The sequence below is a fragment of the Methanosarcina sp. A14 genome (assembly GCF_001729375.1).
GTDB lineage: Archaea > Halobacteriota > Methanosarcinia > Methanosarcinales > Methanosarcinaceae > Methanosarcina > Methanosarcina barkeri.
Map to the genome: position 1 here is coordinate 1 of NZ_LZPK01000053.1, position 12,663 is coordinate 12,663.

Sequence of the window (12,663 nt, forward strand, 5' to 3'; positions counted from 1 at the left end):
GGCAGTGACACTAAAACTATGTCTGAGTATATCGTAGTATCCTAAAAATTAATACCTTAAGTTGAAAAACAATATAGGACTTACGAGGTTGAACTAAGAAATCAATAGCATGAAACCCTCAACTGTCTACACCTTTAACCTATTGGCAAAGTTAATTGTGCTTGATTTTGTACTTTGAGTGCGTAAGTCCTACAATAAAACGGAGACTTTTTTATTGCATCGGGATCTTGAAGGGTCACGAGTAACCTATTCGTCACAGGCTGTCCGGGAATTGTCTCCAGTAATAAAATAATTCCTTCTTTTTTGATTCAAAGGTCTTATTTGCTTTCTTTTTAGCACTTTTTTATTACTAACAATAATTGCTGGACAGCCTGTTTAGGTTGGGGTGGCCGCCCGCAATTTGATTTTTAGGCTAGAAGTGGTTTTGTCAGCAGTATTCATTCAATTAACTCCCCTCTATTGCGGGAGTTACAGCATGTAACTATTTTTCAGATAAGCTCTCATTTAGCAACGCGTCCTAATATGTAGCTTACAGAGAGGAAGACGGCAATAGCAAGAATAGCGTAAATGGCAAAAAGCAAAAGTGAACCGTACTTACTCAGGATAGGATTTGTGTTATTTATCTGCTCGTTTGTCGGATACATAATGTCCTGCTTGTCATTGCTGTGATCCAAACCCAGAGCATGCCCCAATTCATGTTTTGCAATGGCGAGCATTGCAGTATCACTATATGGGACCCATTTTCCCCATTGAGAAAATCCAACTCCAAGCGTTATGTCTACGCGTATAAATCGCCCATTGACAATATATGGAATGGCATCACCTGCAACTCTAGGAGGAACACCCTGTTCTTTCTGAAGGTCTTCGACCCATCTTATTCTGATATCAGCTTTTTCGGAATCCACAATTTTAAAAACAGGGGTGTAATCCAGTTTTCCATTTCCTCCTTCTGCCCAGTAATTCAGAGCTTTTTGTACCTGTGTGTAATAGGTAGGACTATAATGTGGAGGAACACTTTTGTTATCTATATATACGGTGATAGGAGAATGATCCCAGGGATGATCTACAATTCTTGGATAATTAAACTCCGAAGCTGCCGGAGCAATGGGCAAAATAAGTACCGTCAACAACAGTAAAAAGAGTAATCTTATTCCATGCATACTGTTTCGGGTAATATGAATCTGCCTCCATATTATTATTAAATGATCCTTATTAATATGATCCTGAGAATTAATAAGATATTATCAACAAAACGCAATTAAAAGCAATTGCTGATCTACACAGGAACTAAGAGCAATCTGCAAAGAAGAAAAGTGAGACTATTGATCTGACTTTATTCTCTCTTTTTGCTTGCTAACCAATTTAAAAGTGAGACAATTGATCTGACTTCAGTCTCTCTTTTTGTTTGTTAACCAATTTAAAAGTGAGACATTAATCTGACTTCAGTCTCTCTTTTTGTTTGTTAACCAATTTGATTCGCTGTTCACAGAGGTCACTTCGCCTATGGTTTTCGTTTGTTCCCCTTCACTACTCCCTTTGCTAATATGTGAACGTACTTTCATGAAGTAAGCCAGGGCTGCAATGGGCAGGGCATAGCCTATTCCATATACTGCCAAATCTGTCTCTTGCGGTTCAAAGATAACGCTCAAGAAATTAACTCCCAGTACGACAATAGTAAGCCCCACGAGGTTTAATTCTAGCTCTTCGATATTGTTTACTTTTACCCATTCTGGTAAAGGTAGCGGCTGTATAAACAACTGGTATAGCCCGAAAGATGTAAGGAAAAGCACCGTACCGACTAAAAAGAGGTGTACAGTCTCCACAATTTCAACAATGATACTCTTCTCTGGACCTTCTTCTGATATTCCGTTAATGAGTTCTCCAATGAAATGAATAATATCTATGCCGCCTTTAACAAATAAGACGCAGGCAGCAATCGCCAGCCCTATCACTGGAATCAACACAAAAAAACGCATTCCTGCAATGAATTTTACAACTTTCATTGGCAGACTCCTGTTTTAAGGAATTTAATAAAAAAGTCTAACCTATCCTTCTTCAATGTAACTTCTCAATCATGGGCCATCTGGTCGAGAGCAGCTGCTATCGCCAGGATAAGTGCACTGTCCTGTCCGGGCTCAATCTCCACACCATAAGTATCTCTTATCCGGAACCATCTTTTTGAGACCTCTGCGACTTTTTCCCTCCCGGCTTCAATCTTATACTCATGGTCTAAAATATTACCCCGGACATCCATCTCAGGTCCATCTACGACTTCAACTTTCCAGCGGTCGCGAAGAGGTGAGATCAGAGCTTTTTTGATCGTTGCAACTGTTTTTCCATCCGCATCCTGGACGCCCATCGTATCCTTTATCCTGAGAAGTTTCTCCTGGAGTTTGTATACCTCATTACCCTGCTCATCCTTGATAATCAGGGTATCACGCAGGCGGAGAGCTTTGCCGTCCACATAGAATTCCCTTTTTCCAGTTTCGTTTTCTATCCGGTAGTCGTCTCCTATAGAAACAAGTTTTTCATGCATTTTGTAGCGTTGTATGCTTTCTTCTCCACGGCCCTTGAGACCGCCCATGATTCGTCTCATCAATAATCACTCCTTTTGTTTACTACATTTACGTACCTTTGAAGGCAGCTTATTTATTCTGTTATTAAATTAGGGAAGATTATACTGTTAGCTTACCGGCCCCAACAACCTGTGACACTGGGCCTTGTTTCCAATTATAGTCTAAGCTATGGCTCTCTTCAGGCTGCCCAGAAATTTTCCCCCACATAAATAAATGAATAAATATGCAGTACTAAATATGTATTATTTTATAATTTTAAAATTTATAATATAAATGAACTTCGTTTTACAAACTGCAGTTAAGCTGCCAGCTATTGATTTCTTATATTCCCATTTTTTATTACATCCTCATTTCCCGCAGATTTCTATTTCAGATAAAGCTTTAACCTTCAGGTGCTTCCGATTCCCTGCAAAAGCTTATCCATTATCTGATCAACTGTAAAGCTTGCCGCTTTCTGGCGTGGAGGAAATTCTTTGAATGTCTCCAGAAAATCTGCCACAACACCCTGGGATGGCACCAGCAGGAACGCGTGGTCCAGTAACCAGTCATAGTAGGTGTTTGAGGTCTGATCCGCCCTCTCATAAGGGTCTGTACGCAGGTTGAATATTTTCGGTATTCGCAGCGGGACAAAAGGTTCAGCCCATACCTGTAATGTACCGGTAGCGCGCTGCTCCATAAAGACCATTTTCCAGTTGTCATACCTGGAGCTACCAGGATACCTGTAATGTACCGGTAGCGCGCTGCTCCATAAAGACCATTTTCCAGTTGTCATACCTGGAGCTACCAGGTCTCCATCGTCAGAGAAGTAAAAGAACCCGATACGTGGAGATTTTTCCTCTTTCCCGGTCAGGTAAGGAAGCAGGTTATAGCCATCAAGATGCACTTTGAAAGTTTTGTCCTCTGCCTTGTAGCCTTTTTTGAGCTTTTCCTTGATATCCGGCTCTCCGGCTGCTGCAAGCAAAGTGGGCAGCCAGTCAAGATGGCTCACAATCTCGTTAGAAACCATGCCTGCCGGAATCTTGCCAGGCCAGCGCATTACTTCAGGCACGCGGAAAGCTCCCTCTCAGCAGGAATTTATCTCATTGCGGAATGGGGTCAGGCTGCATCGGGCCAGGTATTCATATTGGGTCCATTGTCTGTGCTGTAGACAACGATAGTGTCTTCTGCAATGCCCAAGTTCGTCCGGCAAATTCAAAATTACTCCCACCTGCCAGTCATGTTCAATCATGCGGTCATGGTATTCCGATTGCCAGCGCCCGGACTGCCCCTTAATCCTCTGGAATATGTACCCTGAATGCATCCAGGGTGTATTTAACCAGACAAAAAACGGTTTTCCAGCCGCATGCTTGCGTTTGATAAAATCAATGGCCGCATCCAGAAATTCCAGATCTACGGTTTCCATGCGTTTTCTGGTCAGCGGGCCGGTGTCCTCGATGCGACCGTCGGCATAGCTGTGGATTACACCCCTTGGGCCATAGTTTTTCCGGAAATTGGGATAATCTTTCTCAGAGGGATAGTCAGGTTTTTCCGGTTCCTCTTCAGCATTCAGGTGGTAGAGATTGCCATAAAATTCATCGAAACCATGGTTAGTGGGCAGATATTCGTCCAGGTCTCCAAAATGGTTCTTTCCAAACTGTCCTGTGGCATAACCCAGCGGTTTCAGCAGTTCGGCGATTGTAGGGTCTTCGGGATGAATTCCCTCTCTGGCTCCTGGTATTCCCACCTTGCTCAATCCTGTACAATACGCTCTGTCCTGTGATGAAAGCTGCTATCCCAGCAGTACAGCTCTGTTTCCAGTAAGAGTCTGTAAATCTGATACCTTCGTTTGCTATCCTGTCAATGTTTGGTGTTCTATATCTCATCAGCCCATCGCTGTAGCAGCTAAGGTTGGTGATTCCGATGTCATCTCTCCAGATGACCAGTATATTTGGTTTCTTTTCTTCCATTCTTATTCCCTCCAAATAGAATGGTTTATGGCTCGGTCGTTTATGGCTCGGTCGGCAATTTAAAGCAACCTTCCGAAATTTGATAGATAAAGTTAATTTTTTTCTTCGCTATACCCCGTTTATCTCACAATCGCATAATTTATCCATACTGCGGAACCCTTTGCTTTACCTAATTCTCGTTTCTCCTTTCGCGTTAGTTTTCCTTAGACCATGACAACGTTTAAACTTTCGGCCGCTGCCACAGGGACAGGGATCATTGCGCCCTGCCCGGGAGAAAGCATCTTCCAGAGCCATAATTCTCATAACTTCCGAAACCGGATAACCCCTGCGAATTAAGCCGGTCAGAATCTGTATCGGAAAGTCGATATGTCGGAAGAAAGCTTTCCAGCCCTCGCATAGGTAGTTCAGTCCGGTTTCTCCGGCAGGAGTGGTAAGGAAGCGGTTTTTAGGGCATTCTCCCTGGCAGGCAAAAAGTACCTCACATTCCCGGCATACCTGTGGGAGATTGTCGCGTTTGTTCTGTCCGAACCTGTACTGCTTTTCCAAAGCAGCAAGCTCAGAAATCTCTTTTTCCATAATATTGCCAAGCAGGTAGTCCGGTTCCACAAAATGGTCGCATGAGTAAAGATCGCCATTGTGCTCCAGAGCAAGCCCAGTACCGCACGTTTCCTCAAAAACGCACATTCCTGAAGGCATACCTAGCCATTTGCGTGCAGAAGCTTCAAAAGTTTGCACGAATACCTTTCCCACATCGTTTCTTACCCACTCGTCAAAAATGCGGCTCAAGAAACTGCCAAACTGCTCTGGCTGCACAGAACGGTCCGAAACTGTGTCTCCTCTCTGATAAAGAGTATGCCCCTTTTCATTGATTCGCTCTACAACCGGAATAAACTGCATCCAGTCTGTCCCTACTTCATCCCGAAGGAAGTGGTAGACTTCAAGTGGATAATCGGCATTGGCTCTATTTACTGTGGTCAGGACATTGTATTCAACGCCGTGTTTTTGCAGCAATCGAAGCCCCTTCATGACCTGGTCGAAAGTTCCATTCCCTTTTTTGCCCACCCTATAGGTGTCGTGCAATTCACGAGGACCGTCGATGCTGATCCCTATAAGAAAATTGTTTTCCTTAAAAAACCGGCACCATTCGTCATCCAGCAGCGTGCCGTTTGTCTGCATCGTGTTTTCGAAAGTCAGGCCAGGCTTTCTGTATTTTTCCTGCAGTTCTATTGCACGCCGATAAAATTCAACTCCCATAAGCGTGGGTTCCCCTCCCTGCCAGGCGACGGTTACCTGCGAGCTTTGGTGAGCTGTGATGAGTTGCCGGATGTAGTTTTCCAGAACTTCATCTGACATGCGGAACTTGCTGCCTGGGTAGAGTGCTTCTTTAGTCAGGAAGAAGCAGTAGGAGCAGGCAAGGTTGCAAATTGCTCCTGTTGGCTTTGCCAGCACATGAATTCTGGGAGGCAGATAGTTTTGTGTCATTCAGTATTTTCCTCCCTGCGTCGGAATAACTAGATATAACGTACAGCGCGTTACCGGCAAAAACGTTCTAGAACCTGTGGGCCTTGATGATAATAATTCTCCCTCTTTCTAAATAACTGGGAGTCCCCTGGTTCCTGGGATGTATTTCCGTTTATTGCCTTGCCATGACCATGCGTGTTTCAGCTTCCTTGTCCTCGATTAGTTTGCCACTCACGTCCACATTTACGCTGTAGATCTTGCCTGTGAACTCAAAAGGAGGCTCGTAATCAGGTGTAACTGGTGCTCCATGAGCTGAGCCACAGGTAATCCCACTGGTTAGCCCGAGTACAAGCGGAGTCGTTACAGGGACCTCAGACTGGCCGACTAATTTCCCGTCTATATAGAGCTGAGCCTTTCCAGGTGTCCCCTTACCATTGGTAACATCTGGCTTACCGGTCACCTCAAACTCGAAGCGAAGTTGATGCCGTCCTTCTGGAACATTTTCTCCGGATTCTACATGATAAAGAGCCTTGGCTACATAGTTATGTACCCAGTGCAGCTTTCCACCTTTAATATAAAACGAATAGCCGGCATCGATACCACCATGGGCAAGCAGGATGCCTTCAGCACCCTCTGGTGGAATCTCTACATCGGCAGTGATGCTGTGTGCACGGTTAAGAACATTGACAGCTGCGTTTGCGGGAACTGGCTGAGTTCCGGGATAATAAACGTAGTTAATCCGATCGGCTGCAATCTGTGGCCGTTCATCAGCAAGGCGCAGCACTCCTCGGGCATCGATAGGCAGCACATTATATTTTCCTGCCTCTGCATACCAGGTAGTAATCATCTCGATTAACTTCGGCCGGTTTTCTGCAGCTACATTTTCGTTCTCTGTCCAATCCTTTTGAACATTGTAAAGTTCCCAGCCTTTTGCATCCAGCTCGGTCAACTTTTCTGCAGTAATCGGTTCACCAAAGGGTTTTCCTGCTTCAGTAAATGAAGGACCAGGCCATGGGCATACGGCACGCCAGCCATCATGATACAGGGAGCGGTGGCCCATCATCTCGAAATACTGGGTGTGGTGCCTGGTAGGTGCACTGGCATTGTCGAGAGTATACGCAAAACTTACGCCTTCAATAGGCGATTGGGTTACACCTTTGATAGCAGTCGGAGGTTCGATTCCCAGGCAGTCCAGAACTGTGGGTACCATATCGATAACGTGTGCATACTGATTTCGGACTTCGCCTCTTGCCTTTATTCTTCTGGGCCAGTGGACTATGAAGGGGTCGCTGACACCGCCACGGTATGTTTCACGTTTCCAGCGGCGGAAGGGCGTGTTTCCAGCAAAGGTCCAGCCCCAGGCATAGTGGTTGAAGGTCTCCGGGCCCCCTAGCTTATCCAGCAATGAGAGGTTCTCCTCTAGCGACTCAGGCACGTTGTTGAAAAATAAATTCTCGTTGACCGATCCCGCAGAGCCGCCTTCGGAGCTGGCACCATTGTCGGAAATCACCATGATTAAGGTATTTTCAAATTCACCAGTGTCTTTCAGAAACTGCAGCAACCTGCCGATGTGGTAATCGGTGTGCTCCAGAAATCCGGCAAAGACTTCCATCATGCGGGCATAAAGCTTCTTTTCTTCCGGAGAGCATTTTTCCCAGGGCTTGACATCCGGGTCATGGCGAGATAGTTTTGCATCTTTTGGAACGATGTCCAGTTCTTTCTGCCGTGCGAATGTTTTCCCCCTGTAAGCCTCCCAACCGTCATCGAATTTCCCTTTGTATTTGTCTGCCCATTCCTTAGGAACATGATGAGGAGCATGCATGGCTCCTGTGCAGAAATACATGAAAAAAGGCTTGTTTGGAGCTACCTGTTTGGCATCGGCAATGAACTGAATAGCTTTGTCCGTCAGGTCCTCATTCAAGGTGTAACCTTCTTCGGGAGTCCCGGGTGGGTTTACAGAATGATTATCACAGGTCAGCTCAGGGTAATACTGGTGAGTTTCACCTCCCAAAAAGCCATAAAAGCACTCAAAACCTCTTCCTAAAGGCCAGCGGTCATAAGGTCCGGCTGCCGAGATCTGGTCTGCAGGCGTCAGATGCCATTTGCCTATAGCATAAGTATTGTATCCATGCTCGAGAAGGATCTCCGACAAAAAGCCATTTTCAAAAGGTATATAGCCGTTGTAGCCGGGATGGCCTGTTGAACCCTCTGTAATACAGGCCATGTTGTTTGAATGGTGATTTCTGCCGGTCAATATGCATGAACGGCTAGGAGAGCAAAGCGCAGTCGTATGCATATTACTGTAAATGAGGCCTCCCGCAGCCAGGCTGTCCAGGTTTGGTGTCTGGATAGGGCTGCCATAACACCCAAGTTGTCCAAAGCCTGTGTCGTCCAGCACAATGAAAAGTACATTTGGAGCCCCCTCTTTGGCGCGCAGTGGTTCCGGCCAGGCTGGTTCAGACTTGTCAAACGTGCGCCCGATTACGCCTGGAAAAGTGGTTCCTGATTTGTATTCTTTTAGTGGCATTTGTCCCCCTATCATATTAAAATTCATAAAAAATTTATATAATTAAGGGTGTGAAGAGGAACTGAATTTACCCTGCACCCCACTCGTTTTCTTCTTGAATTTTTGTTCTTGACTTATTTTTGTTTTCGACTTAAACTAAATTACGGAAAAACTAATTTTCTCAGAGAGGCGCTTTTTCGATCAAATTTTAGCGTGCTGGAGCTGCTTCTTCTTCAACAAATGTCTCATGCAGCTTTTTCTCTTCTTCTGCGGACAGATTGGTAGCAATGACTTCAAACTTGAATTGTTTCATGGCATCTGCGACTCTATCTTCTACAGCATCACTGGTCATCAAAAAGAGAGCTGAAGTGCCTTCAGTCACTTTGCTGCGCACTGACTTTATGAAATCATCACTGATACCCACATGAGACATGGAACCTGCAAGTGCGCCCATTGCTGCCCCAACAACAATACCAAGTATAGGAACAAAGAAAATCAGGCCAAAAAGCATACCCCAAAAAGCTCCACTCAATGCGCCCACACCTGCTAAATTGTGCAGTTGCTCTGTTTTTGGCTTCTTTTTCCCTTCAGGCCAGGTAACTATGGCTGCGTCATGCAGGTTGATTAATTGTCTCTTGCTTAAGTCCTCAACCACGTGAAGCGCTTTTTGGGCGCTGTCGGCGGTATCAAACTCCAGAACTGTTAAAGTTGCCATTACTCAAACCTCTTTTATGTTGCATACTTCGTTGATTATTGTGCTTTCGTGTCAGTTCACCAATCGAGATGAGACCATAATCTCCACTAGCTTTTTGTAAATCTTGAAAAACCTGGGTTAATCATGTCTTCTTCTCTAGGTTACTCATTTTCTGCTGTCTTAACAACAGCAGCACAGTAGCCAGGAAAAAACCCTACTTAAATTCCTCAAGCCATTTTTGTCCGAGGTCAGGGAATAGCCAATTTATTACAGGAAAGCCCATTGTGTGATTCAGTATGATTTTTCACACAATGTGATCTTACGTCTCTTCCATACTCTGATATTATACTCTGATATTATACTCTGATATTATACTCTGATATTATACTCTGATGTCATATTCTGATATATTTCTACAGACTCCGCTGTCCAGATCTAGGTGAATCAATTTAAATTATCTTTTTTTGAATTATAGGTTTCAACCCGGATGCTGAGAATCCATCAGAATCCATCAAATGAGGTCTCATTAAGAAAATCGCTTTCCGGTATCTATCATTACTTTTACTGTTGTAATCCCCCAACTAAACCTTCGAGATTTTCCCCCAAGCTCATCGTTTAATAATTCATTTTATATAATTATTTTTTTATACATATTACCTTATGCGTATTGATTTATTTTACCAAGTATAACGAAATAAATTGCTATTCAAAAAAGCTGATTCTACATTTACTAAGGATGCCAACAAAGCCTGTGAATTAGATTCTTCCACCCATTCGCTAGCAAGTTTTACTTCATGAAACCATTCGTTAGTAGGTTTTACTTCATGGACTAAAATTCGTTGTAAGTCAAACCATAATATTGATTTATTATTTTGCTCGTAAGTTTTTATCTTCTGTTCTAAAGCCCAATTATAGACAAATATTCTAAAGTCCAATTATAAACAAATATACAAGCTCCAAAATAAATGTTTATAAGTCTTTTTTGACCTTTTTTAGGATAGATTCGGTATTTATAGGCTTTTCACATCTATAACAATAGGCTTTAAATAAATAATTTTTTTAAAGGTTATTTTTTGAAGTTGACGGCTTTCATCTACTACCTGCCACCTTCCGGTTCTTACCGAAAGTTGCCGAGGAAGTGAACTTCTCGCCTTAGAGCTAAAATGTGAACGTGAACGGTGTGTTGACTTAAAACTCAGTCCTTTCATTGGACATTTCCAGGGCTCTTTATAGTTAAATTACTCCAAGCTGCATTAGCCGGGCAACGGATATCAGTATGATTCCTGTTGTCAGCCTTATTTCCACTCTCCATCTTTCCCTGAATTCGGTGACTTTATTCGGGCTGAGTCCGAAAGCAAGGAGGAGGCCAAGAACTATTACTGGAAGCAGAAGTCCTATATGGTAAATACCAATATATAACGTTCCTCTGGCAATATCGGTTTTTGTTGCCAGGATGCTCAGGAGTGAGAGAAAGATTGCTCCTACGCAAGGAGCCTTGACCAGAGAAAACATGCTTCCTGATAGGAAGGACAGCGACACAAGGCTGTTCTGGTCCATTTTGCCCATAAAGTTTTTTAAGGGCTTGGGAGTCCTGAAAGTAGTTCTCGCATGTTTTTTCAGCCAGTAGCCATCAAAAATATGCCAGAAGCCGAGCAGGGCAATGATAAGGATTGAAGCTCCTATAAAACTTTCCTGGATATCAGGCAGGAAATTAACAACGCTGAGGATGCCTATTCCGGCAAGCATATACATGGCAAAGATTCCTGCCGAAAAACCAAGTGTAATTTTGAGCATATCCTTTCTTCTTCCATGCTTGGCAAGTGTAACTGAAGCAAGAAAAGCCATTACCGCAAGGAGGCAGGGGTTAAAACCCGCAAGAATGCCTGCTGCCAGAAGTAAGAAGGGGCTGATTTTTTCAAAGTGCTTGTTTTTTCCGTCTCGAGTCTCTGTCATGGGGAGCGCGAGATTCTCGGCAAGAAGTGTAGAAGGTATCTGAGTTTCCGTCAGAAAAAACCCTGCTGTGCTTAGATATATTTCATAAAAACCGCCCGTCACCTGTCCTCCAGATACCGTGGCTGAAGCGATGGATACAGGGGTCAGTAACAAAAAAATGCAGACCAGCGCAAAAATTCCTTTGTGTACAAACAACTTAGGCACATTTTTCTTGTTCATATCTTTTTCCAGAACTATTTTATAACATGATTTTAAACATCCGGGACCAAGACACATAATCTCTACTGAAATTCAGATTTTTACTCGTTTTAATTTTCTTATTGAAAGAGAGAGTCTGTATCCAGATTGAGTTTTCTTTCGTTAATTTTTTCTTTTATAGTAAAAAAATTATTTATTGATAACAATTATTTCTTTTGATTTTACTAATTAGTGCGATACTTTATGTGATACTTTTAGCCTTAATTTGTGGATATATATTAATTTTATTGTGAAGCTGATTCCGTAAATTAAAAATTACTTTTCAGAATTCCGTACCTTCTCTTTTTTGCTGCAATTACTGAATTAGCACTTATTTCCTCTCTGATAACTAAATAAAGTTTTTCTGGGCCATATTCTTCATCAATAATATAAAATAATGCTTTTCCTTTCTACTTAATTTGTTTTAATAACCAAGTGCACGTTTTATATTTAATTTATATTTATATTTAATACTTTTACTTTTTTGTGGCAAAAAGAGGAAGAAACGTTTAATTTAAAACCGTTTTTATAAAATATTCAATTTAGGAGTCCCACTTATCATGAAATTTTATATACAGTAAACACAATATTCAATTTTGTATAATGATTCGTTAAGCATCCTGATGTTTGTATATATCAGCATTTTTACAATATAAATTTAGTAATTTTTGAAAATATTTCTATCATTTCGTAGAAATATAAGTTTGCAGAGATGATTTAATTGGCTAGTAGTGCAAGGAAAAAGTTTATCATTATAGGATTTCTTCTAATGACTGTTTTACTTATCTACATCTCTCTTCCCATAATTATTCCTTTTATTTTCACAGGATCAACAGCACCGTTTTTTGTAATACATAACGATGATAGAAAAAGTCATGAAGCAGCAGTTGAAGTGTTTGATCAAAATAACAAATCAGTGATAAACGAAACATATAGCCTTGAACCTAAAAGTGATTTCTCACAATCTCGTCCTTTAAGTTTAAAGTTATCCTGGGAAAAAAAAGAGTATATATTTAAGGTAACTATGGATAAAAAAATTACAAATATGACTAAAGTGGAAATTCCAAATCGTCGTACTTCTGTATACATACGTTTATACTACAAAAACCACGGAGATATTCCTCACATGGACTATGAATCCCCTAAGATAATTCCTATTTTCATTCAAACTGTAGAACGGATGTGCTAAGAAACTATTAAAAAATGTAGATATCAGTTGAAAGAAAATTTTGATAAAAACCTATAACCCGATGGTATTATCGAAACAATGGTTCAAGTAATAAAGTCAAG

The 12,663-nt window shown here is 42.1% G+C and carries 11 protein-coding genes and 1 pseudogene; 1 reads left to right on the top strand and 11 read right to left on the bottom strand.

Features of this window, described 5'->3' with window-relative positions:
* Window positions 1-500 precede the first annotated feature (500 nt).
* The 11 genes and pseudogenes from A9239_RS03445 to A9239_RS03485 form a co-directional block, all read right to left on the bottom strand.
* On the bottom strand, window positions 501-1,112 hold the full coding sequence (locus tag A9239_RS03445) for a matrixin family metalloprotease (RefSeq protein ID WP_230669067.1): 612 nt from the start codon (window positions 1,110-1,112) through the stop codon (window positions 501-503).
* Window positions 1,113-1,442: 330 nt separating this feature from the next.
* On the bottom strand, window positions 1,443-2,003 hold the full coding sequence (locus A9239_RS03450; RefSeq protein ID WP_048155010.1) for a YqhA family protein: 561 nt from the start codon (window positions 2,001-2,003) through the stop codon (window positions 1,443-1,445).
* 65 nt (window positions 2,004-2,068) lie between these two features.
* A complete protein-coding gene (locus tag A9239_RS03455) occupies window positions 2,069-2,596 on the bottom strand; it encodes an LURP-one-related/scramblase family protein (RefSeq protein WP_048118963.1) in 528 nt (175 codons plus the stop codon).
* 368 nt (window positions 2,597-2,964) lie between these two features.
* Window positions 2,965-3,624 carry a hypothetical protein gene (locus tag A9239_RS20815; protein WP_329957110.1) on the bottom strand — a complete coding sequence of 220 codons (660 nt, stop codon included), beginning with the start codon at window positions 3,622-3,624 and terminating at the stop codon, window positions 2,965-2,967.
* A 15-nt stretch (window positions 3,625-3,639) separates the two neighbouring features.
* On the bottom strand, window positions 3,640-4,299 hold the full coding sequence (locus tag A9239_RS20820; protein WP_329957111.1) for a sulfatase-like hydrolase/transferase: 660 nt from the start codon (window positions 4,297-4,299) through the stop codon (window positions 3,640-3,642).
* Between the two features lie 79 nt (window positions 4,300-4,378).
* Window positions 4,379-4,522: pseudogene (locus A9239_RS20825) on the bottom strand (hypothetical protein); the annotation flags it as partial.
* Window positions 4,523-4,687: 165 nt separating this feature from the next.
* Window positions 4,688-6,004: an anaerobic sulfatase maturase gene (locus A9239_RS03465; protein WP_048155013.1), complete on the bottom strand. Its 1,317-nt coding sequence runs from the start codon at window positions 6,002-6,004 to the stop codon at window positions 4,688-4,690.
* A gap of 151 nt (window positions 6,005-6,155) precedes the next feature.
* Window positions 6,156-8,510, bottom strand: coding sequence for an arylsulfatase (locus A9239_RS03470; protein WP_048155015.1), 2,355 nt, complete (start codon window positions 8,508-8,510; stop codon window positions 6,156-6,158).
* A 187-nt stretch (window positions 8,511-8,697) separates the two neighbouring features.
* Entirely contained in the window at window positions 8,698-9,204 is a 507-nt protein-coding gene (locus tag A9239_RS03475; protein ID WP_048118953.1) for a DUF1269 domain-containing protein, read from the bottom strand.
* 877 nt (window positions 9,205-10,081) lie between these two features.
* A complete protein-coding gene (locus A9239_RS20760; RefSeq protein ID WP_080943734.1) occupies window positions 10,082-10,186 on the bottom strand; it encodes a helix-turn-helix domain-containing protein in 105 nt (34 codons plus the stop codon).
* Between the two features lie 230 nt (window positions 10,187-10,416).
* Window positions 10,417-11,355 (bottom strand): cytochrome c biogenesis CcdA family protein, encoded by a 939-nt coding sequence (locus A9239_RS03485; RefSeq protein WP_238985638.1) that lies wholly within the window; start codon window positions 11,353-11,355, stop codon window positions 10,417-10,419.
* Between the two features lie 739 nt (window positions 11,356-12,094).
* On the opposite strand from A9239_RS03485, the gene A9239_RS03490 reads away from it, so the two are divergent.
* Complete coding sequence (locus A9239_RS03490) at window positions 12,095-12,562, top strand: hypothetical protein (protein WP_230629233.1); 468 nt, start codon at window positions 12,095-12,097, stop codon at window positions 12,560-12,562.
* Window positions 12,563-12,663 lie beyond the last annotated feature (101 nt).

Bases quoted from the DNA above. Each gene is read 5' to 3' on its own strand.
- A9239_RS03450 (WP_048155010.1), bottom strand. From the start codon at position 2,003: ATGAAAGTTGTAAAATTCATTGCAGGAATGCGTTTTTTTGTGTTGATT.
- A9239_RS03455 (WP_048118963.1), bottom strand. From the start codon at position 2,596: ATGAGACGAATCATGGGCGGTCTCAAGGGCCGTGGAGAAGAAAGCATA.
- A9239_RS03465 (WP_048155013.1), bottom strand. From the start codon at position 6,004: ATGACACAAAACTATCTGCCTCCCAGAATTCATGTGCTGGCAAAGCCA.
- A9239_RS03470 (WP_048155015.1), bottom strand. From the start codon at position 8,510: ATGCCACTAAAAGAATACAAATCAGGAACCACTTTTCCAGGCGTAATC.
- A9239_RS03475 (WP_048118953.1), bottom strand. From the start codon at position 9,204: ATGGCAACTTTAACAGTTCTGGAGTTTGATACCGCCGACAGCGCCCAA.
- A9239_RS03485 (WP_238985638.1), bottom strand. From the start codon at position 11,355: ATGAACAAGAAAAATGTGCCTAAGTTGTTTGTACACAAAGGAATTTTT.